General features: G+C 70.1%; 20 protein-coding genes. 4 read left to right on the top strand and 16 right to left on the bottom strand.

What is annotated here, in order from left to right:
• Positions 1-360: 360 nt before the first annotated feature.
• Together SGFS_RS05360 and SGFS_RS05355 are read right to left on the bottom strand one after the other, a co-directional pair.
• Positions 361-1,151, bottom strand: a protein-coding gene (locus tag SGFS_RS05360; RefSeq protein WP_434028170.1) for an IS5 family transposase whose coding sequence is annotated in 2 segments (ribosomal slippage) — positions 361-830 and positions 830-1,151 — 792 coding nt in all. Because the reading frame shifts where the segments join, the coding sequence is not laid out codon by codon here.
• A gap of 103 nt (positions 1,152-1,254) precedes the next feature.
• On the bottom strand, positions 1,255-1,647 hold the full coding sequence (locus tag SGFS_RS05355) for a hypothetical protein (RefSeq protein WP_350283978.1): 393 nt from the start codon (positions 1,645-1,647) through the stop codon (positions 1,255-1,257).
• Between the two features lie 144 nt (positions 1,648-1,791).
• Here SGFS_RS05355 and SGFS_RS05350 point away from each other — a divergent pair, with 144 nt between their 5' ends.
• Positions 1,792-2,226 (top strand): LacI family DNA-binding transcriptional regulator, encoded by a 435-nt coding sequence (locus SGFS_RS05350; protein WP_350283977.1) that lies wholly within the window; start codon positions 1,792-1,794, stop codon positions 2,224-2,226.
• Between the two features lie 74 nt (positions 2,227-2,300).
• On the opposite strand, the gene SGFS_RS05345 is transcribed toward SGFS_RS05350, so the two are convergent.
• From SGFS_RS05345 to SGFS_RS05305, 9 genes are all read right to left on the bottom strand, one after another.
• Entirely contained in the window at positions 2,301-3,749 is a 1,449-nt protein-coding gene (locus tag SGFS_RS05345; protein WP_286248033.1) for a helix-turn-helix domain-containing protein, read from the bottom strand.
• 289 nt (positions 3,750-4,038) lie between these two features.
• Entirely contained in the window at positions 4,039-4,842 is an 804-nt protein-coding gene (locus SGFS_RS05340; protein ID WP_286248031.1) for a class I SAM-dependent methyltransferase, read from the bottom strand.
• Positions 4,839-4,997, bottom strand: coding sequence for a hypothetical protein (locus tag SGFS_RS05335; RefSeq protein ID WP_286248029.1), 159 nt, complete (start codon positions 4,995-4,997; stop codon positions 4,839-4,841). Before SGFS_RS05335 ends, SGFS_RS05340 begins: the two co-directional genes overlap by 4 nt.
• A 136-nt stretch (positions 4,998-5,133) precedes the next feature.
• Entirely contained in the window at positions 5,134-7,125 is a 1,992-nt protein-coding gene (locus SGFS_RS05330; RefSeq protein ID WP_350283976.1) for an ABC transporter ATP-binding protein, read from the bottom strand.
• Between the two features lie 109 nt (positions 7,126-7,234).
• Positions 7,235-7,360 carry a hypothetical protein gene (locus tag SGFS_RS05325; RefSeq protein WP_286248027.1) on the bottom strand — a complete coding sequence of 42 codons (126 nt, stop codon included), beginning with the start codon at positions 7,358-7,360 and terminating at the stop codon, positions 7,235-7,237.
• Positions 7,357-8,067 carry a DUF5819 family protein gene (locus SGFS_RS05320; protein ID WP_286248024.1) on the bottom strand — a complete coding sequence of 237 codons (711 nt, stop codon included), beginning with the start codon at positions 8,065-8,067 and terminating at the stop codon, positions 7,357-7,359. The genes SGFS_RS05325 and SGFS_RS05320 overlap by 4 nt, the downstream gene beginning before the upstream one ends.
• The gene (locus tag SGFS_RS05315; protein WP_434026278.1) at positions 8,064-9,986 is read right to left on the bottom strand and encodes an alpha/beta fold hydrolase; all 1,923 of its coding nucleotides are present in this window, start codon (positions 9,984-9,986) and stop codon (positions 8,064-8,066) included. The genes SGFS_RS05320 and SGFS_RS05315 overlap by 4 nt, the downstream gene beginning before the upstream one ends.
• A gap of 193 nt (positions 9,987-10,179) precedes the next feature.
• Positions 10,180-10,488: a hypothetical protein gene (locus tag SGFS_RS05310; protein WP_286248020.1), complete on the bottom strand. Its 309-nt coding sequence runs from the start codon at positions 10,486-10,488 to the stop codon at positions 10,180-10,182.
• 235 nt (positions 10,489-10,723) lie between these two features.
• Positions 10,724-12,160, bottom strand: coding sequence for a phytoene desaturase family protein (locus tag SGFS_RS05305; RefSeq protein ID WP_286248018.1), 1,437 nt, complete (start codon positions 12,158-12,160; stop codon positions 10,724-10,726).
• Between the two features lie 554 nt (positions 12,161-12,714).
• On the opposite strand from SGFS_RS05305, the gene SGFS_RS05300 reads away from it, so the two are divergent.
• Entirely contained in the window at positions 12,715-13,062 is a 348-nt protein-coding gene (locus SGFS_RS05300; protein ID WP_286248017.1) for a response regulator transcription factor, read from the top strand.
• A gap of 114 nt (positions 13,063-13,176) precedes the next feature.
• Here the strand turns inward: SGFS_RS05300 and SGFS_RS05295 are convergent, their stop codons facing one another.
• Positions 13,177-14,451: a sensor histidine kinase gene (locus tag SGFS_RS05295; RefSeq protein ID WP_286248015.1), complete on the bottom strand. Its 1,275-nt coding sequence runs from the start codon at positions 14,449-14,451 to the stop codon at positions 13,177-13,179.
• A 242-nt stretch (positions 14,452-14,693) separates the two neighbouring features.
• Entirely contained in the window at positions 14,694-15,368 is a 675-nt protein-coding gene (locus SGFS_RS05290) for a response regulator (protein WP_286248013.1), read from the bottom strand.
• A 286-nt stretch (positions 15,369-15,654) separates the two neighbouring features.
• Between SGFS_RS05290 and SGFS_RS05285 the strand changes: the two genes are divergently transcribed.
• The gene (locus SGFS_RS05285) at positions 15,655-16,422 is read left to right on the top strand and encodes a helix-turn-helix transcriptional regulator (protein ID WP_286248011.1); all 768 of its coding nucleotides are present in this window, start codon (positions 15,655-15,657) and stop codon (positions 16,420-16,422) included.
• Positions 16,423-16,614: 192 nt separating this feature from the next.
• On the opposite strand, the gene dmpG is transcribed toward SGFS_RS05285, so the two are convergent.
• The 3 genes from dmpG to SGFS_RS05270 are packed head-to-tail and all read right to left on the bottom strand — an operon-like array spanning position 16,615 to position 19,411.
• Complete coding sequence (dmpG, locus tag SGFS_RS05280; protein WP_286248010.1) at positions 16,615-17,634, bottom strand: 4-hydroxy-2-oxovalerate aldolase; 1,020 nt, start codon at positions 17,632-17,634, stop codon at positions 16,615-16,617.
• Positions 17,631-18,569 carry an acetaldehyde dehydrogenase (acetylating) gene (locus tag SGFS_RS05275; protein WP_286248009.1) on the bottom strand — a complete coding sequence of 313 codons (939 nt, stop codon included), beginning with the start codon at positions 18,567-18,569 and terminating at the stop codon, positions 17,631-17,633. The genes dmpG and SGFS_RS05275 overlap by 4 nt, the downstream gene beginning before the upstream one ends.
• The gene (locus SGFS_RS05270) at positions 18,566-19,411 is read right to left on the bottom strand and encodes a 2-keto-4-pentenoate hydratase (protein ID WP_286248008.1); all 846 of its coding nucleotides are present in this window, start codon (positions 19,409-19,411) and stop codon (positions 18,566-18,568) included. Before SGFS_RS05270 ends, SGFS_RS05275 begins: the two co-directional genes overlap by 4 nt.
• Before the next feature lie 126 nt (positions 19,412-19,537).
• Between SGFS_RS05270 and SGFS_RS05265 the strand changes: the two genes are divergently transcribed.
• Positions 19,538-20,257 carry an IclR family transcriptional regulator gene (locus tag SGFS_RS05265; protein WP_286259808.1) on the top strand — a complete coding sequence of 240 codons (720 nt, stop codon included), beginning with the start codon at positions 19,538-19,540 and terminating at the stop codon, positions 20,255-20,257.
• Positions 20,258-20,307: the final 50 nt, after the last annotated feature.

Below are 20,307 nucleotides of genomic sequence, written 5' to 3'. Positions count from 1 at the left end.
CCGCGTCAATTGCACAAGAAGAAAGCACAGTTCAGCCGGGGAATCCCGGCCCAAGTGCGACCATGTGCGGAACGCTAGCGGCAGCCACTGACAATCGGTCCGGGACGCCTCCCGACGGGTCCCGCCCGATGCGCCGGAAACCCGGCGACGAGCGGACACGCGAGGCGATCCCTCCGGCGTCCGGCAAGTCAATCCAACGGAGATCACCCGCCGCATCCGTAGACCTACGTAACGGGAATACGTATTACCGGCCAGTCGACGTAGGCGCCCGCGCGGAGTTTGACATGGTCACGCTCTGTTTCCAATGGATGTGGCCCCGTTCCTGGTCGACAGGAACGGGGCCACGCGGAGTAAGAGGTCCTAACAAAGGCGTTGGACGTGTCGGTGGGTGATGAGACAGGTGGCGAGGCCGAGGAAGGCTTCATGGATGTCGTCGCGTCGTTCCCAGCGGATGCGCAGGCGACGGAAGCCGTGGAGCCAGGAGATGGTGCGCTCGACGACCCAGCGGAAGATGCCCAGGCCGGAGCCATGTGGCTGGCCCCGTTCGGCGATCGCGGGCCGGATGCCGCGTTTCCGCAGCAGTCGCCGGTACTTGTCGTGGTCGTAGCCGCGGTCCGCGAAGAGCATGTCCGGCCGTCTCCGCGGCCTCCCGACCGCGCCGGCCACGGGTGGAATCTTGTCCAGCAGCGGGATCAGCTGAGTGACGTCATTGCGATTGCCGCCGGTCAGCGACACCGCGAGCGGGATGCCCTGCCCGTCGACAAGGACGTGGTGCTTGCTGCCCGGCCGTGCGCGGTCGACCGGGCTGGGACCGCTTTTGGGCCCCGTCGGGCCGCCCGCACGTGGGAGGAGTCGATCACCGCCCTCGACCAGTCCAGCTGCTTCGCCGACCGCAGCTTCTTCAGCAGCACCAGGTGCAGCTTCTCCCACACACCGGCCTCGTTCCATGCGGCCAGGCGCCGCCAGCAGGTCATGCCCGAGCCGAAGCCCAGTTCCTGGGGCAGGTACTCCCACTGGATGCCCGTGTGCAGCACGAACAGGATCCCGCACAGGGCTTGTCGGTCCGGCACCCGCGGCCGGCCCGCCACCAGCTTCGGCCCCGGCTCGGGCAGTAACGGCTCGATGAGCGACCACAGTTCGTCCGACACGATCCACGGCCGCGACTGACGTTTCCCCACGACTAGACCAACGACCACCCAAGTCGAAAGTCACTTGATCAACAACTTCTGTTAGGACCTCTAAGAGGGGGGAGGGCTACACGGCCGCTGTGGCGTTGTGGAGGTCCTTGGCTGCGAGGGCTAGGCCTTCGGTCCGGGAGTAGGCGGCGTCCTCGTGTTCGATGTTGACGGCCATGTCGGGGTTGATGTCGGCGAGGGCTTTGAGGAACCGGGTCCAGAAGGGGACGTCGTTGCCGAGGCCGACGGCGACGAACTTCCAGGCGGGGTCTTCGGGCCAGGCGTTGCACCAGAAGCCGTAGCCGGTGGGGACCTTGCCGGGGGCGTCGGCGGGCACGCGGGTGAAGGAGGTGTCCAGGACGCCGCGGATGTCGGCGCCGGGGCAGAGGGCGGCGTCCTTGACGGCGATCCTGCTGGGCCCGACCGCCCCCACCGCCGCGCTCGCCGCCCTCGACCGTAAGTCATCGGTCATCGGTCATCGCCGTCGGCCGGCGGATCGCCGACGCCGACCTGGACGTCGTACGGACCGCCGACGACGACGGGGTCGGGCAGATCGTCGACCACCTCGTCGAGTTCGGCCACCGGGCGATCACCTACGTCGACGGCGGCAAGGGGCGTGATCGCCACCGACCGGCGCCGCGGATACCGCACCGCCATGCGCCGCCACGGCCTTGACGACCACATCCGTGTGCTGCGCGGCGACCACACCGAGGCCGCAGGCGAGCGCGCCGCCCGCGAGCTTCTTGACAGCGGCGACGTGCCCACCGCCGTCCGCGCCTTCAACGACCAGTGCGCCATCGGGGTCCTGGCCGCCCTCGCCAGCGCCGGGGTCTCCGTCCCGGGCGAGGTCTCCTTTGTCGGCTACGACGACGACACCCTCTCCCGGCTGAGCTGCTTCAACCTGACCACCGTCAGCCAGAGCGCCGAGGAGCAGGCCCGATACGCGGTGACCGGCGCCGTGCAATGCCGCGACCACGATCGCACCGAACCGCGCGAGGTCGTCCTCACCCCCCGCCTGGTCCTCCGCGGGACGACGGCGGAGCCCGCCTGACACGTACGGCGGTGTCCGTCCGAGGTGACCGGCACGGATCTGCCGGGACGGGCGGACGGGCACCCGCGACGCGGTCAGTGGGCGAGGCCGGCGGCTGTCTCCGTGGGGATGTTCGCGCACGAACGCGAGATGTCCGCGGCCGCGTTGCGCGCGGCGCGGATCCGTGTCCGCAGGGTGTCGAGCCCGGGAGCCTGTGACACCAGGGTCAGTACGGCGTCCGGTATCCCCCCGCAGGTGAGGACGGGGACCGCGAGGGCGGTGAGACCTCCGGAGGCCGTTGCCACGGCGTAGCCGTGTTCGGACGCCACCACGGACGGCGGCGGCGACGCATACTCGGGGCACTCGGAGAGCATCGCGAACGGGCCGTTCGGATCGGCCGTCCGCACAGTGGCCCGAGCGGCGGCCGTGCACAGCCTCCCGACGGCGCCGGTGACACTGCGATCGAAGGCGGAGACCATCGGCCCGCCGAAGTAGACACGCGTCAGAGGGTCCATCACCGGCGCGTTCGGCACCAACAGACAGGAGATCCCGGCGCTCTGTTCGCACAGCGACCGCTGCCACGGCAGGGCGGTGGCCCGCAGCAGTCGCCGGGACGGCACCTGAGCACTGAGGGCGAAGACCCGGGGGCCGAACATGACACCGGCGCCACCCTCCTGCAGGAACTGGTAGTCGATCAGCACCGAGATCAGCCGATGCGCCGTGGACTTGGGCAGCCCGGTGCGGTTGGCCAGCTCCGAGAGGCTCACCCGGGTCTCGCCCGCGCGCACACTGTTCAGCAGACTGATACCCCGGAAGAGCATCGAGGGGGTGTCCGGGCACGGGTCAGGCGGGGGAGGACTCGGCGGCAGCGGGACCACCGCAGCGTCCGCCAGCTGGCCGCTGAGCCCCTGCGCCACGGCGTACACATGGGGTACGGCGGCTGCCACGGCGTCCCTGTCGCCCCGGCCGATCAGGGTGACCGCGGCCCTGATGGCCGTGCCCGGTGGGCTGATCGCGGCGCTGACCCCGGTCACCTCGCCATGGCTGATCACCTCCGGGGTCACGACGCCGCGGTCGTGGCGCCGCAGGGCTCCCGCCACCAGCGTGGAGTTGATCATGCTGTCCGGCGGCGCGTACGAGACCACCGTGGTGCCGCCCAGCCGGCTGAGGTGGCCGATCGGCAGTGTCTGCGAGCCGTAGCGCGCGGAGAGCACCACAGCGAGGCCGGTCGCGTCGTGCAACCGGGTCAGCAACGGCAGCGAGTCGTCCAGGAGCGTGTGCAGATGGCCTTGCGCGCGTGTCGCCAGCAGCGCCAGTGACCGGCCCAGCCGCAGATGGCCGCCAACGCGCTCCAGCATGCCGCACAGCTCCAGTTCCTGGACGAGCCGGTGCGCGGTCGGCAGGGGTACCTGGGCCCGGGCCGCCAACTGCGAGAGTCTCAGCACGTCGTCGTCGGGGCCGAAGCAGTTCAACAGATTCAGACCGCGTACGAGCTTGGACTCCCGTGGCACGGCCAGGCGTGCGGGGGGCTCTGGCTGCGACATCGCTCTCCTGGGGACAGGAACCGGCAGTTGAGCCGTGCCGGTCCTGCCTGGGACCGGGGCGGATCATCGGCACGGGCAGCCATTCTCGGCAGAGCGCCACCGACTCGACCAGAGTCAGATGCCCCTACCGGCGAGTGTTGCCGGAGCCGCCGGGGCGTGTTCCGGATCTCTTCCGGACACGACCTCGCCCGGACGCGTGCGTGCGCGTCCGGGCGAGACCTTCATGGGGTGAGGCCGGAGGATCGGCGGGACAGCGGGGAGTGCCGGGGGTGAGCGGACCGTCAATCACTCACGCCGCCGACGCGGGGCGGGACGGTTTGACGTAGGTGCAGATGGTCAGGGGCGAGAGTTCGTCGTGCGTGTCCGCTTCCGGGTCCCAGTCGCCGAGGCGGCTCTCCGGCCACAGACCTGCGGCGCGGGCGTACGCGTCCAGTTCGTCGGCACCGGTCAGCCGGGAGACCTCGGTGCCGACCCGGGTGCTGCCGTCGGCCTCGTACCAGATGTGGGAGAGATGCCACAGGGAATCCTCGGGCTCGAGTACGGAGTGGCTCTGCAGACCGGTGCCGGCGGTCGGGTACGGGGTGAAGAACGTGGCCCGGCGGCGGCCTTCGTGGAGGTCGACGATCGCCGACTTGTTGTGGGTCTCCACGACGAGCCGGCCGCCGGGGGCGAGCAGGTCGGCGGCCCGCCGTACGGCCTGCCGCTGGTCCTCGGGGGTGAGGAGCATCGACAGGGTGGCGCACACGCAGTAGACGAGTCCCACGGTGCGGGCGGCGGTGTAGGTACGGATGTCGGCGTGGACGGCTTCGACGGGGGTGTCGGGGCGGAGGTTCGCGCGCAGGACGTCGAGCATCTCGGCCGAGGAGTCGACGCCGACGACGGGTCCCACCCGCCGGGAGAGCGGCAGCGCCAGCCGGCCGTTGCCCACGCCGAACTCGACGGTGCCGGAGCCCGGGTCCGGATGGAGCGAGACGAGACGCTCCACCTCGACGTCGACGGAGTCGTCGCTGGGGAACAGACGGTCGTACCAACCGGCGAACTGCAGTCCGTAGCCGATGTCGTCGACGACGTCGGTCGTGTCGGCTGTTTTCATGAGTGCTGCCTCTTCTTCCTGAGCTGGGCGGCGACGCCGGTCGGCACGAGCAGTGCGGCGCCGATGAGGGCCGGGAGGGCGACCGCCTGATTGGCGATCAGAAACCCGAATATTCCGATGACCACGACGGCCGGACAGAGCAGAAGATGACTCATCGTGTTTCCCTTCTCCGTCTCGGGTGGACGGTATGTGCGAGGGCCTTTTCTGATTCGACGTTAGGTCCCTGCGGGATTCCGAACCATTGAGAGAAATACCTATTCATGGCACGGGATCGGAAAGTCGAATTCGAGATCAGGATGCGATGTCGCTGAGTTCCTGCAGCTTCGACAGCCTGCTGTAGAGGGCATTGGTCCGGTTCAGATCGGCATGCGTACCGGTCGCCTGTACCGTGCCCTTGTCCATGACGATGATCTGCTGTGCCTGGGTGACCGTGGACAGCCGGTGTGCGATGGCGATGACCGCGCAGAATTCCGAGATCATGGCGATGCTGTCCCGCAGGGCGCCTTCCGATTCGCTGTCCAGATTCGCGGTCGCCTCGTCCAGAAGCAGAAATCTGGGAGTCTGCAAAAGGGTGCGGGCGATGGCCAGGCGCTGCCGCTGACCGCCGGACAGCCCGGCGCCGCGGTCGCCGAGTCCGGTGTCGAGTCCGTTCGGCAGGGCCGCGATGACCTCGGTGAGGTTGGCCATGCGTAATGCCTCGGCGATGTCCTTGTCGCCGGCGTTCGGAGCGGAGTACGTGAGGTTGTCCCGCACGGAGCCGCGCAGCAGCGTGTGGTCCTGGTCCACATAACCGACGACGGACCGGAGCTGGTTCAGCGGCATGTCGGTGATGTCCGTGCCGTCGATCCTGATCACCCCGGACACCGGGTCGAAGAGCCGCTCGATCAGCTGGAACACGGTGGACTTGCCGGCGCCGGACGGCCCCACGATCGCGGTGAGCCCGCGGTCCGGAACGGTGAAGGAGACCCCGCCCAGAATCACCTGCTGGCTGTTCGGATAGGAGAAGCGGACCTCGTCGAAGACGAGCCCTGCCTCGTATCCGCGGCTACGGGAGCGGCCACTACGAGTACGGGCCGTCGCCGGGTCGTACCGTTGGTCGGTCTCGACCTCGATCCTGCCGAGTTCCGCCAGCCGGTCCACTGATGCCCTGCCGACCTGGAACTGGGCAATGGACTCGAACAGTTGCAGCAGCGGTGCCACCAGGTAGAAGAGGTACAGGATGAACGCCGTGAGATCCGCCGCGGGCATCGCGCCCGTCGCACTGCGGGCCGCGCCCAGACCGATGACCACGGTCAGAGCGAGCTGGGTACCGATGCTCATGGTCGGATCCAGCAGCGACGACATGACCGTCACCTTGATCCCGGACTTACGGGCTTCCTTGGCGATGACCGCGATGCCCTCCGCCTCCCGGCTCTCGGCACGCGACGCCTTCACCGTGGGCATCGCGCCCAGCACCCGCAGCAGCGCGGAGCCGAAGTTGCCGGTGTCGGTCTGGTTGCGCACCGACACCCGGTGGACCCCCCGAGCGAGCCACAGGGAGACGACGCTGGTGACACCGAGACACACGAGCGTCGCGGCGAGCAGCACCATGTCGATCCAGGCCATCAGCACGATGCCGCCGATGACCAGGAAACCGTTGTTGAGGATGCTGTCGATCGCGTGCGTCATGGTGGACCGGGCGAGCAGGGTGTCGCTGACCATCCGGGAGAACACATCGCCCTGTTGCCAGTCGCTGTACGCCCGGAACCGGGAGCGCAGCAGACGTGACGTCAAGGTGGAGCGGATGTCGTAGACGATGTTCTCCCCGGCCAGCCCGATGGTGTACGAGTGCAGCGCGCCGAGGACGGCGTCGGCGGTGAACAGTGCCGCGGCGATGAGGATCGGCTCGGTCACCGGCCGTCCCTTCTCCGCGGCGCCCACCAGTTGGCCGATCACCGCGGGCTGCGCCAGGGACGTCGCCGCGCCCGTCAGACCGAGCAGGATGCCGAGGACGATCAGCCTGCGGTGCCGGCCGAGGGCCTGCCAGGGTTTGGCGCCCTTGCCCCACAGCAGATGCAGGTGAAGCTGGGGAACCGCCCGGTGCCCGGCGCGACGCCGAGCGGTCCCGTCCTCCATCTGCTGCTGATCCTTGCTCATGCCCTGCCCGTGTCCCCGCTTCTCTCGGGTCGCTCTCCGGCCCTGTTCCGGGCCCTGCTGCGAGGCGCTCTCCGAGGCCTTCGTCAGGTCCGTCCGCTGTTCCCGCGGACGCCGGTGCCCGCCCTCGTCGGTGGTCCGGTCGCTCATGTCGCGTCCTCGGCGGGGCCAGGGACCTGGGGCCGGAACCACCCGCCGCCCGCCCGGAGTCGAACCGGGCGGGCGGCGGGGGCACTCGTGGCGATCGTGCCGGCCAAGGTCACTCGGTCTCCCTCTCTTCCTGGTTCGGTTCCCGCGTCCCTTGGAAGTAGAGGGCGCCCGCCTTGACCAGGCCGAGCAGGAAGATCGCGCCACCGGCGATCAAGAAGGGGTTGTCGAGGCTCATGAGCCTGTCCTCTCAGGTGTCTTGCCGGGTGCCTTGGCGGGTGCTTTGTCAGGCGCCACGTCGCCGGTCCAGTCGGACGACTTGGCGAGGGTGATCGGAGTCAGCGGACTGCTCGGCGCGTGAGGGGCGAGTGGGACGAAGGGGGAGACGAACAGGAGTTGGGGTTTGTGCCGCAGGTCGTATCCCGTGCCGGAGGCAAGCGCGAACTGGAAACCCCGGGCCTCGGCCGTTCCGCCCGGAGCCGCCTCCCCGACCGTTTCGTCCCCGGCCGTGATCCGAGCCCGTACGCGCTCTACGACCAGCCGGTACCCAGGAGTGCGAACGACAGCCGGGAAGCCGTGGTCGAGTCGCTGCAGCATCTCCTGGCAGGCGTCGAAGACGGACTTGTCAGCGCGGCGGGTCGGGAACCAGATGAGGTGCATGGGCTTGCGGTCCTCGATGCCGCTGATGTCGTGCCACGTCGAGGCCGAACCGTCCGCGTGCACGGTGCGGTACAGGAAGTGGTAGTCGTACATGGCCGGATTTGGCGCGAAGAACCGCCAGTTCGGCAGCATGGAGAAGATGTCCCTGGTGCGGACCCGGTTGAACTCGTGGTTGGGGTGCTGGGCCGCGAGGGTCAGCAGCAGTGCGGCGGCTCCGGCGATCCGCCAGGGGGCTCCCTCGCCGGCGAACGGGTTCTTCGAGCTCGGATGCGACAAGGCACTCACCGGACGGTCTCCTTCGTGTGCTGGGGCTTCCTGCCGGGGGAGCGGACGGGCTCGGCGACCGGGGCGCGACCGTCGTCGCCGAAGAAGGCGATGATGAGATCCGACACCTGATGGGCGTGACGGCTGTTGATCAGCATGCTCTCGTGTGTGGCGTTCTCTACGACCACCGTCTTGGTACGCGTGCCGGTGTGGGCCTCGGCGAGTTCCCTGTGGAGCAGCAGCTGTGCGGGGTTGCTGTCCACGGTCCGCTGTGCGGAGACCACCAGGGCGGGCACCCCCTCGATCCTGCTGAGCGTCCCGGGGAAGGACCGGAAGTCGGCCTGCACCGCCTTCCATTCGCGGCGCGCCGCCTCCCACATGCGAGAGTCCGCGTACTGGGCGTGGACCTTCTTCCGGTAGGCATGGGGCAGTTCGTCGAGCCAAGTCGGCCGGTTGAGGAGGATTCCGGTCCCCAGGCGCAGCGCCCGGCTCACGGCGGTGAAACTCCCGCCCAGACCGATGTCGACCAGACTCTGCCCACTGTTGAACTGGCCCGGGTGGGAGGCGTCGAGATAGACGACGCCCTCGACGCGGTCGCCCAGGTGCAGGGCTGCGCGGCGGGCGAGTTCCCCACCGATCGAGTGGCCGACCAGGATCACCTTGCGGTGCGGGGCGACGGCACCGTTCACCAGGTCCACCAGGTCGTGGACGGACTCCACCAGACGGAAGGGACCGGTGGCCTTGCGGTGGCTGCCGGCGTACCCGGCGCGGGCGTAGGTGATGACCCCGTACCCGGTGTCGTGGGCAAGGCGCTCGGAGATCCAGGCGTAGTGCTCGCTGGTGGACAACAGCCCGCTGGCGAGCACGACGACCGGCTTCTCCGGAGCGCCCGGCGAGTACTCCTCGTACTGCAGCAGGTTGCCGTGCCGCGTGGTCAGCACCCGTGAGCTGTGCCAGCCCTCCGTGGTGCGCAGGCGCCGCTGCACGGCGGTTACAGCCGCCGCGGCCACACCCGCGGCGAGCGCGGCGAGCGCGGTCTGCACGGCACGGTCGTCCCGTCCGGCGACCGTGGGGTGGGAACGTGGAGCGGAGGTGTAGGCGATCAGCGGATGGAACGCGGGGAAGGCGGTCGCGAACCTGCCCAGACCGAGGAAATAGCCGTTGGCCAGGTGGAACGCGGCGGCACTGGCGATCATGGAACGGGTCAGTTTGCCGCCTCGCGCGTAGGCGAGCGGGAAGAGGCACTCCAGCGCCAGCACGCTGTGGGTGAGCACCTTGGTGACCTGGGGGTGTTCCTGCGTCCACCGGTACATGCCCTCATGACCGTAGGTCCGGGTGCGCATGACACCGCCCAGAGCGGAGGCGTCGCGCCAGCTCTTGCCGAAGAGCTTGACCCAACCGGACACCGCGTAGGCGAGGTTGCCCTGGAGGGCTGTGTACCACAGCAGCGCGTCCTTGGCCGCCGGCGACGGTACGAGGCGGGCGGCGCCGGTGGCCAGCTGCACCAGCGACGCCACCTGGTCGGAACCGTCGGCGCCGTAGTGGTGGCGCGGGGAGAGCAGGGCCGAGGTGGTGCCGAGGAAGAGGCTGCCCGCGCCCCGCCAGCGGGAGTTGCCCGGCAGTAGCATGGCGGCGGACACCGCGGAGCGCGCGATGTGCAGGGCGGTCGTGGTCCGCACTCCGCTGACGCTGTCGACCAGTCGGCGCGTGAGCGGGCCGGAGCCCGCCAGGTACCCCTTGCCGACCTCCCAGTCGCTCATGCCTCCCTTCTCGATGTCCTTGCGCTGGGTCAGGTACTCCAGTGACGAGGTGAGAGAGGACATGGCGGCCAGCCGCTCGGACATGGCGATGGCGCGGTCCCGGCCGACCGGAGCCGGGGCGAACACCGCCGAATTGATCCTTCCGGGAATGCTGGAAGGTATTTTTCCGGTGAATTTCACTGGAACCCCAATCGTGATAGCCTCCGCCGGAGGAATCTTTCCCTTTGCAGTGCGCTGCCGGGCCAGAACAGGCCTCTGGCCCGGCAGTCTTCAAGCACTTCTCGCGTCAGCTCCTACAGACTTGTCGCACCGCTTGATTCGGGCGGCCTCTGCTTTCTTACGAGCTGACAGACCCCGGATCGGGGCAATGTGATCAGGCCGGCGGAGCACCAGCGCCCGCGGCGACGTCCGCCGCGGCCTGGGCCACGGCCTGGTCCGCTGCCACGGAGGCGTTGGCCGCCTCCACGGTGGACGCGGCACCGACCGTCGCGCCGACACCGCCGGCGACACCGGCGAGGTCCGCGATCGCACCCAGTGCGGCGAGGCCGCGACCGGCACCGCCACCGGCGCCACGCCCGGCCCGACCGATACGCGGAGTGCCCAGGGTGGGGCGGGCGGCCCCCAGGATGATCCCCTCCACGGGGAGGTTCAGGCTGTCCACTGCCTTCGCGATGTGGCTCATTTCCTTTTTCCTTTCGGAACTGATTACCCGGAGTCTTGTTTCTCCGGTGCCGCTTTCGTGAAAGAAACAATGCCCCAGCGGCGTCCGGTCGCACATTGTGGAAAATACCTAATCCCGGGTGGCGCAGTTCACATGAACGCTGGCCCTGTTTTTTACGTACAGGTTCTTTGCGCGTAATCGCGCACAAAAAAATCACTCCCGGCAGTGGCCGGGAGTGACATCGGGTGGAATGCGATCAGCTGTTCACGGTCTGTTTTGTCGCGCGCAGATGGCGCAGGGCCGAGGCCGCCGCTCCCGCCCCGCACATGCCGTGGGCGCCGGCCCCGGGCGGCGTCGCGGCGGAGCAGATGAAAAGGCCCGGAACTCCGGTGCTGTAGGGATCCAGGGCTATACGGGGCCGCATCACGAGCTGGAGCGCGGTGTTCGCTCCCGTGACGATGTCTCCGCCGACGTAGTTCGGGTTGTACTCCTCGAAGCCGGACGGCGGGCGGACGGACATGGCGAGGACCCGCTCGCGGAAGCCGGGGGCGAACCGTTCGATCTGACCGACGATGGCCTCCGTGGCGTCGCCGTCGTAGCCATGGGGCACGTGGGCGTACGTCCACACGGGGTGGACGTCGCCGTCGGACCGCTGGGGATCGGCCAGATACTGCTGGCCGACCAGCACGAAGGGCCGCGTGGGCATCCGGCCGGCGTGGATCATCCGTTCGGTGTGGGCGACCTCGTCGTAGGGGCCGCCGAGGTGCACCGTGCCGGCCCGACGCGCCGCTTCGTTGCGCCATGGGACACCGCCATCGACCGCGAAATCGACCTTGAAGGCACCGGGACCGTGCCGGAACCGGCGGTACGCGCGTGCGACCCGTCCCGGCAGCCGGTCCCCCACGATCTCGGCGACCGCACGCGGGGCGAGATCGAAGAGGACCACGTCGGCCGGCGGTAGCTGCGCCATGGACCGCACCGGCACACCGGTCTCGATCCGGCCACCGAGGTCGGCCAGCAGGGCGGCGAGCGCGTCGCTGATCGCCCGGGAGCCGCCCGCGGCCACGGGCCAGCCGTGCCGGTGCCCGGCGCCGATGATCATCAGTCCGACGGCGGCCGTCATGGGGCGGTGGAACGGGCGGAACGCGTGCGCCGCGACCCCCGCGAACAGGGCGCGGGCGCGCTCGGAGCGCCACAGCCGGGCCACCACACCGGCCGGCAGCAGCGCCGACGCGCCGAACGCGGCCATGGGCAGGGGGTGTTTCGGCAGGTGGAGGAGGGGGCGCATGAGGTCCTCGGCGAGCGCGTCGTAATGACCCGCGACCGGGCCGAACAACCGCTGCCACATCCGTCCGTCCCGTTCCTCCAGGCCGTCCGCCGTGCCCGTCACCGACCGGTGGAGCACCCCGGCGTCGCCCGAGTCCAGCGGATGGACGCAGTCGATCTCCGGGAGGCGCCACCGCAACCCGTGACGCTCCAGGTCCAGGGTGCGCAGAAAGGGGGATCCGACGGTCATGGGATGGGTCGCCGAGCAGTGGTCGTGGAGAAGGCCCGGGGTCAGTTCGCTGGTACGCGTACCGCCGCCGATGGTGGGGGCGGCCTCCAGCACGGTGACCTCCACACCCTCCCGGGCGAGTGCGACCGCCGCCGCCAGACCGTTGGGGCCGCTGCCGACCACGATGGCCGTGCTCATGTGGGCTCCTCTCGATGAGGGCCGAAGCGTCGCCGGCCGGGCGTTGTTCGGGTGGGTTGCGAGGTTAGACGGTGCGTGTGTTCCGTGCGATTCGCAAAATTACCTAGTGGCGGCTGATCCGGCTCCCCGGCGCCTCCATCGAAGCGGAACTGCTCTCCTCCGATTCGCCGCCTTACCTGGGCGGATGTCGCGGCCGATTCATCACCGGGCGAGGGCGGGGCGAGGCTTCCGGGGGGAGGGGTTCCGGAGAGCCGCTCTTTCATTGGGCGGGACGTTTCTGTGAAATTTCTCAGAGTTGTGTCAGCATCTGCTCACCGCCTCCGCGAAACGGTGAATTCGGCGAGTGCGGTCCGTGTCGAGCGCCGGTACGAGGACATGACCGAGAACACCTGTCCTTCGTCGTCACCGCGCCACGGAAACGGTTCCACGGAAGGGAAATCCACCCACATGGATTTGACATCGATCGTGCCCCGAGCTGTGTACCGCTCCCGGTCGGCATTCCGGAGAGAATCAGCGCCCGTCCATCCGTGCGGCGCACCTCTTCAGGGAGCGACATGAGCCTGGACAGTTCATTGCCCGAGGCGGGAGCGGCAGGAAATCGTTCCGAACAGCTCAGCCCCCGGGAACGCGAGATATTACTCCTGGCGGCACACGGCATGTCGGATTCGGAGATCTCCGCCTCCCTGTCGATTTCGCCCCGCACGGTGGGCGCGCACCTGTCCAGCATCAGGGACAAGCTGAGCGCCAAGAACCGCACCCATCTGGTGGTGCGGGCACTGCGCGCCGGTGTGCTCGCCATCCGTACGGAGTGGTCCTCCGCGCGACCGAGCGGCGGCGACCCCGAAGAGACGTTTCGCCTCACCTGCCCGACGAAGGTGCGCGGCGAAGGTCCTGGACGGTGATGGCCCGAGCCCCGTCTCCGCGACAACCACATCCGACCGCTTCCGTGCCGCTCACCGGGTTCCACCGGTGAGCGGCACGGCTGCTGACGCGGAGAAAGTACGGGCCCCTTGGCCCTAACGGGCACCGCTCGCATGGCGGGCCCGGGGCATGGCCGGGTCCTGGGCGGTCGGGAAGTGGGCGATGACCCACCAGCCGCCGTCGTCACCAGGGCCCGCCGTGAAGGTGCCGCCCACGGCGTACGCCCGCTCCCGCAGACCGGTGAGGCCGAAGCCGCCGTGGCCCCCGGTCGGGACGCCCACCGGCACCCGGGCCTCGGTGTTGTGGACGTCGACCCGGAGCAGCCCGTCGTCGGTCCGGTGGACGCGTACGGTGGCCTGGGTGCCCGGGGCGTGCCGGCGCACATTGGTCAGGGCCTCCTGCACCACACGATGCACCGCCGATTCCACCTCGGGCGCGACGAGACTGCGGCGGGCGACGGCGGAGATCTCCAGCCGCGCCACCGTCCCGTCGCCCGGCTCGCTGAACGACGCGACCAGATCGGTGAGGAGCGGGGCCAACTCGGTGAGGACCGGCTTCGGTTCGTCGGAGCGACCGCGACCGCGCCCGCCCCGGCGTACGACGGCCTCGGCCGGGGACTCCTTGTCCTCGCGCAGCACCCGGACCAGACGGCGCATCGAGTCCAGCGTCTGCTGGCCGGCCTCCGCGATGTTCTGCAGGATGGGCCCGATCTGCTGGGGCGCGCTCTGGTGGATGACGCCGGCCGCGTGCGCCTGCGCGACGATGCCGGTGACGTGATGGGCGACGAAGTCGTGTAGTTCGCGGGCGAGTTGGAGCCGCTCGGCGAGCCGTGCCGCGGCCACCGAACGTGCCCGCCGGGCGTCCATGGAGCGTTGGTAGCACCCTGTGCCGATCGCGGCCCCGACGGCGAACGTCAGCAGGAACGGATACGTCAGGGTGATCCCGGTCCCCTCGGACCGCAGCGGTTCGTCTATCACGGCGGCACCGAGCCCCGCCGACAGGACGAGGGCGATACCGGGCTGCCTGACGGTGCGGCAGGTGCGGGCCAGCAGGATGAGTAAACACGCCGTCTCCACCAGCCCCCAGTCGGGCATCGACCGCCCGACCACGATGGTGGCCACCGTCAGCACCGACGAGCCGACCGCGGCCACCCCCGCCCGCCACTCCGTGGTGAGCCATCGCTGCGGCATGAGGAGCAACGCCACCGCGATCGGACCGGTCAGTGTGGGCAGCCAATCACTGAGGTGCTGCTGCTGGAGCCAGACCAACTCGACGTCGAGCAGCCACAACAGACCGAGCGCCGCGTACAACGCACCGAGGCCGACACGAAGGGCGCGCCGTGGGAGGTGCGAGGGTGCCGAGTGGGTCATGGGGCGAGCGTATGTAAGCCTCTGTCGCCGCGCGGGCCGTTCGCCGGATCTGTGGGCATGGACACGACCGGTTGCCGGACTTCTTCCCGTCTGACCGTCATGTACGCACGGCCGTCATGTCCGCACTGCCGTCATGTCCGCACTGCCGTCATGTGAGTAGGGCCGTCACGTTCGTACGGCCGTCCGCCCGTCCCGAGTGTGTCCGCGCCACACAACAGTGCGGCGGTGTACGGCAGTTGGGGTCATCCCGCTCGGACGGCGCCGTTCGCCCAGGCCCAGGCGGCCACCTCGACGCGGTTGCGTACGCCGAGCTTGCCGTGGATCTTGCCCAGGTGGGTCTTGACCGTCGAGAGGGACAGGAACAGCTCGTCGCAGATCTCCTGGTTGGTGCGGCCCACCGCCACGCGCTGGACGACCTCCAGCTCCCGGGCACTGAGCGGCGACCCGGACGGGTCCGAGCCGGACCGCGACGAGGACGTCTGCTCCTCCAGGCGCTTCAGCAGCCGGACGGTCACCGCGGGCGAGACCAGCGCGTCACCACGCGCCGCGGCCCGTACCGCCTCGACCAGCAGGGCCGGGGTGGCGTCCTTGAGCAGGAAGCCGCAAGCCCCGTTGCGCAGGGCGGTGTTGATGTAGTCGTCGTGGTCGAAGCTCGTGATCACCACCACCTGCACCGGGTCGACGACCCCGGGCCCGGCCAGGCGCCGGGTCACCTCCAGGCCGTCCAGTCCCGGCATCCGGATGTCCACCAGACAGACATCCGGCCGCAGTTGCCGGACCATGTCCAGGCAGGTGAGCCCGTCGGCGGCCTCGCCGATCACATCGATGCCCTCCTGGGCGTCGAGGATGAGCCGGAAACCGACGCGGACCAGGTCCTGGTCGTCGGCGATGAGGACACGGATACGGGTGCTGCTCACGCCGCTGATCCTTCCATAGAAGGGCCGAACTCCTGGTCGAATACCGCCAAGTCCGTGGTATCCGTGATCAATCGTCGGTCCCGGAGCGGACGGCATGGCCGTTCGGCCGACGCCGGCTCCGGGAAATCGGCCGAACGGCCGATGGTCGCCTGAGCTGCGCCGGAGGACAGTCCAAGACGACAGCCCGTCCGTCCGCAGCGGTTCGGACGGGCAGGGCGCCAACCCCAGCGGGAGCGCGCCCGGTCGTCCTCGTTCCCGGCGGAAGGAATGCAAGGTGCGGTGCTCGATGGTCACGGCTGCGGTTCCGGTTCCGGCCCTTGGGCCGTCCTTCACCCTCGACGTGGCCGTGGTCGGTGACGAGGGGGACTGGCCGCACGGGGACCTTCTGAGCCGGGACGACGGGATACGGCTGCGCCACGTCTCCTCCCCGTACGGCGAACTCCTCGACGGACCGTGCCATCTCGTGCTGGTGCGCGGCGCGGAGGCGGCCCGTGACGTCTCCCGGTATCTGGCACCGCTGGGCACGGACGCGCCCCCGCTTCTCCTCGTCTGCTCCGTGGACGGCCTCAGGGAGATCGGTGACGTGTTCCGCCTCGGCGTGACCAGCTGCCTGGTCGAGGGGGACTACGACGGCTGGACCCTCATGCACGCCCTGTGGAGCACCGCCCAGCGCCACACCCTGGTCTCCCCGACCGTCAGGGCGCTCTGCCGGGACCTCGCCCCCGCCGCCGCACACCCCGCCGCTCCGGCCGCTCGGCAGGAACGGCTGCGCGGAACCCTGTCACCGCGCGAACGACAGGTCATGGACCTGATCGCCAGCGGACTCGGGGTCTCGGAGATAGGGCAGCGGATGTGCCTCACGGTGAAGACCGTCCGCAACTATCTCAGCGGCATCTACACCAAGCTCGGCGTCTCCGGCCGCACCCAGGCGGTGCTCCACTGGCTGGACGCCGCACCGCCGCCCGCCGCCCCCCACCCCACGCCGACGGCGACGAGACGGGGCCGCGGCTTCACCCCGAGCACGACGGGCACCGCCGTACGACGCTGCGCCTAGGGGGTGTCCGACGATTCCCGTCCGCGGACGCCGACGGGAATCGCCGGACAGGCCCTGGCGGGCGACGGCCGTACGGTCCGCCGCGCGACTGCGGCGACCTGCTGAGCCACGCACACTCGTTGTGCCGCCGAAGGCCGGGGCCCGGTGCGACCCCTACGCACCGGGCCCCGGCCGCCTCTCCACCGCCCCGGATCAGGACGTGCTCTCCGCGCGGGCGGCCAGGTCCAGCGCGATGTCGGTGATCATGTCCTCCTGGCCGCCGACCATGCCCCGCCGCCCGACCTCCACCAGGATGGTGCGGGTGTCGAGGCCGTAGCGGGCGGCGGCCGACTCCGCGTGGCGCAGGAAGCTGGAGTACACCCCCGCGTAGCCGAGGCTGAGCGTCTCTCGGTCCACTCGGACCTCCCGGTCCTGGAGCGGTCGTACGAGATCGTCGGCGGCGTCCATCAGCGGGAACAGGTCGCAGGCGTGCTCCCAGCCCATGAGGTCGGCGACCGCGACGAACGCCTCCAGGGGGCAGTTGCCCGCCCCGGCGCCCTGCCCGGCGAGCGAGGCATCGACGCGTACGGCCCCGCTCTCGACGGCGACGACGGTGTTGGCGACACCGAGCGCGAGGTTGTGGTGGGCGTGGATGCCCAGCTCGGTCGCAGGGTCGAGGACATCGCGGTAGGCGCGGAAGCGGTCGCGTACGCCGTCCATGGTGAGACGGCCGCCGGAGTCCGTGACATACACACAGTGCGCGCCGTACGACTCCATCAGCTTGGCCTGGCGGGCGAGTTCGGCGGGCTCCGCCATGTGGGACATCATCAGGAACCCGGCGACGTCCATGCCCAGCTCCCGCGCGGCGGCGATGTGCTGGGCGGAGATGTCGGCCTCCGTGCAGTGCGTGGCGACACGCACCGAACGGACTCCGAGGGCGTGCGCCTGCTTGAGGTCGTGGACCGTGCCGATGCCGGGCAGCAGAAGGGTGGTGGGGATCGCGGTGCGCGTGGCGCCCACGACCGCCTCGATCCACTCCCAGTCGGTGTGGGCGCCGACACCGTAGTTGATGCTGGAGCCCGACAGACCGTCGCCGTGGGCGATCTCGATGGCGGCCACACCGGCGGCGTCCAGGGCGGCCGCGATGGCTCGGGCCTGGTCGACGGTGTAGCGGTGGCGGACGGCGTGCATACCGTCCCGCAGGGTCACGTCCTGGACGTACAGAGCGGTCACTTGGCTGCCTCCCGGCCACGCTGGGCGGCCATGCGCTCCGCGGTGCGCAGCGCGGCCGAGGTCATGATGTCGAGGTTTCCGGCGTAGGCCGGGAGGTAGTGGGCGGCGCCCTCCACCTCGAGGAAGACGGAGACCTTCAGGGCCTCGCCCGCGCCGGCGACGAGGGCGTGCAGGGGGTCGCCCGCCCGAACCCGGTCGTACTGCACCTTCTGCTTGAGGCGGTATCCGGGCACATACGCCTGGACCTGGCCGACCATCTCCTCGACCGCCGCCGTCACGGCCTCGGTGGCGCAGTCGGCCACCAGACAGTGCACGGTGTCCCGCATGATCAGCGGGGGCTCGGCCGGGTTGAGGATGATGATCGCCTTGCCCTTCGCGGCCCCGCCGACCCGTTCGATCGCCGAGGACGTGGTCTCGGTGAACTCGTCGATGTTGGCGCGAGTGCCCGGCCCGGCGGAGCGGGAGGAGATGGAGGCGACGATCTCGCCGTAGTGCACCGGGGCGACCGCGTCGACGGCGGCGACGATCGGGATGGTGGCCTGGCCGCCGCAGGTGACCATGTTGACGTTCGGCGCGTCGAGGTGGGCGTCGCCGTTGACCGGCGGGACGACATACGGGCCGAGCGCGGCCGGGGTCAGGTCGACGAGGGTACGGCCCAGCGGGCGCAGTACCTCGTCGTGGTGGCGGTGGGCGCCGGCGGAGGTCGCGTCGAAGACGAGGTCGACGTCGGCGAACTCGTCCATCGCGACCAGCCCCTCGACGCCCTCGTGGGTGGTGGCGACCTTCAGGCGGCGGGCGCGGGCCAGGCCGTCGGAGTCCGGGTCTATCCCCGCCATGGCGACGATCTCCAGGCTCTCCGACAGCCGCAGGACCTTGATCATCAGGTCGGTGCCGATGTTGCCGGAGCCGATGACGGCGACCTTGGTGGTGCTCACTGTGCGTCCCCCTCCTCGGAGAGTTCTTCGGCGAAGACGACCCGGACGGAGCCCAGGCCGGAGATGCGGGCCTCGAAGGAGTCGCCGGGGACGGCGGGGGCCATCGGGCCCAGGGCGCCGGTGAGGACGAGATCGCCCGCGCGCAGCGGATCGCCCCGCTCGGCGAGCGCGGAGGCCAGCCAGACGGCCGCGTTGATGGGGCTGCCGAGGCAGTCGGCGCCGGTGCCCTCGGACACGGTCTCGCCGCCCCGGGTCATGGTCATCGCGACGGTCCGTAGATCGACGGCCGTGAGGGGGACGGGCGTGGCGCCCAGGACGTAGAGGCCGCAGGAGGCGTTGTCGGCGACGGTGTCCACGAGGGAGATGTCCCAGCCGCGTACCCGGCTGTCGACGATCTCCAGCGCGGGGAGCGCGAAGTCGACCGCGCGCAGGACGTCGACGACCGTGCACGCGCGGTGCGGGAGGTCACGGCCCAGGACGAGCGCGACCTCGGCCTCCACCTTGGGCTGGATGAGCCGCCCGGCGGACACCTCTCCGCCGTCCGGTACCGCCATGTCCGCGAACAACGCGCCGAAGTCCGGCTGGTCCACGCCCAGTTGCCGCTGCACGGCCACGGAGGTCAGACCGATCTTGCGGCCGACGATCCGACGGCCGGCGTCGAGGCCGCGCCGCACGTTCAGCTGCTGCACGGCGTAGGCGGTCTCCAGGTCGCCGTCGGCGAGCAGATCGCGGACGGGGGGACAGGCGGACCCGGTGCGGGCGGCCTCCGCCAGCAGATCGGCGGCCTTGACGGCGGCCGGTGGCACGGCGTCCGGACGGACGCCGTCGAGCACGGTCGACACGGATTTCCTCCAGAGGGGGGCGGCGAGGCTGGGTTTCGACGAACCCGGCTGTGCCTACCGGTATAGACAGTGCGCCCTCGAAGGGCCAAACATTGTTCCGTGACACGGAACAACGTGGGCGGAAGCATGCTGGAAAAGGCCGCCGTCATCCTCGACTGCTTCAGTCCGAGCGGCGGGCCGTTCCGTCTCGCGGAACTTGCGGAGCTCGCCGGCCTGCCCAAGCCCACGGTGCACCGGCTGGCCGCGGACCTCGTCCGGCTGGGCTGGCTGGAACGGACGGGCCCGCAGTACCGGCTCGGCTCGAAACTCTTCGAACTCGGCTCGCTGGTCCCGCACCGGCTCGATCTGCGCGAGGCGGCCCTGCCCTTCCTGCAGGACCTGTTCGAGGCGACCCGGGAGACCGTCCACCTCGGAGTGCGTGAGGGCCTGGACGTGGTCTACCTCGAACGCATCCACGGCCACGAGGCGCTCCAGCTGCCGTCCCGCATCGGCGGCAGCCTGCCGCTGAGCTGCACCGGCGTCGGCAAGGCCCTGCTCGCCTTCTCGGGCGCCGAGCTGACGGAGGAGGTGCTGTCGAGGCCACTGCCGAGCCTGACGCCCCACTCGATCACCGACCCGGCCCGGCTGCGCATGACCCTGGAGAAGATCCAGGTCTCCGGCCTCGCCTACGAGGAGCAGGAGGCCGCCCCGGGCGTGAGCTGCATCGCGGCGCCCGTCTTCTCGGGCGGCACCACGGTCGCCGCCCTCTCGGTGGCCGTACCCCGTGCCCGCTTCAGCCCCGCCCAGCTGGCCCCCGCCGTACGGACGGCGGCACTGGGGCTGTCCCGGGTCCTGCGCGGCGGCTGACTGTGCGTGCATCCCTGGACAGCTCCACCACACCGGAGGTCTTCGCCAGA

The sequence above is a fragment of the Streptomyces graminofaciens genome (genome assembly GCF_030294945.1).
In the GTDB taxonomy this organism is placed as follows: domain Bacteria; phylum Actinomycetota; class Actinomycetes; order Streptomycetales; family Streptomycetaceae; genus Streptomyces; species Streptomyces graminofaciens.
The sequence above is the reverse complement of the archived record's forward strand: the minus strand, read 5'-3'. Positions and strand labels throughout refer to the sequence as shown.

Coding starts and splice junctions, on each gene's coding strand:
- SGFS_RS05335 (WP_286248029.1), bottom strand. CDS start 4,997: ATGAGTCATCTTCTGCTCTGTCCGGCCGTCGTGGTCATCGGAATATTC.
- SGFS_RS05340 (WP_286248031.1), bottom strand. CDS start 4,842: ATGAAAACAGCCGACACGACCGACGTCGTCGACGACATCGGCTACGGA.
- SGFS_RS05310 (WP_286248020.1), bottom strand. CDS start 10,488: ATGAGCCACATCGCGAAGGCAGTGGACAGCCTGAACCTCCCCGTGGAG.
- SGFS_RS05295 (WP_286248015.1), bottom strand. CDS start 14,451: ATGACCCACTCGGCACCCTCGCACCTCCCACGGCGCGCCCTTCGTGTC.
- SGFS_RS05355 (WP_350283978.1), bottom strand. CDS start 1,647: ATGACCGATGACTTACGGTCGAGGGCGGCGAGCGCGGCGGTGGGGGCG.
- SGFS_RS05305 (WP_286248018.1), bottom strand. CDS start 12,160: ATGAGCACGGCCATCGTGGTCGGCAGCGGCCCCAACGGTCTGGCGGCG.
- SGFS_RS05285 (WP_286248011.1), top strand. CDS start 15,655: ATGGTCACGGCTGCGGTTCCGGTTCCGGCCCTTGGGCCGTCCTTCACC.
- SGFS_RS05300 (WP_286248017.1), top strand. CDS start 12,715: ATGAGCCTGGACAGTTCATTGCCCGAGGCGGGAGCGGCAGGAAATCGT.
- SGFS_RS05345 (WP_286248033.1), bottom strand. CDS start 3,749: ATGTCGCAGCCAGAGCCCCCCGCACGCCTGGCCGTGCCACGGGAGTCC.
- SGFS_RS05330 (WP_350283976.1), bottom strand. CDS start 7,125: ATGAGCGACCGGACCACCGACGAGGGCGGGCACCGGCGTCCGCGGGAA.
- SGFS_RS05265 (WP_286259808.1), top strand. CDS start 19,538: ATGCTGGAAAAGGCCGCCGTCATCCTCGACTGCTTCAGTCCGAGCGGC.
- SGFS_RS05325 (WP_286248027.1), bottom strand. CDS start 7,360: ATGAGCCTCGACAACCCCTTCTTGATCGCCGGTGGCGCGATCTTCCTG.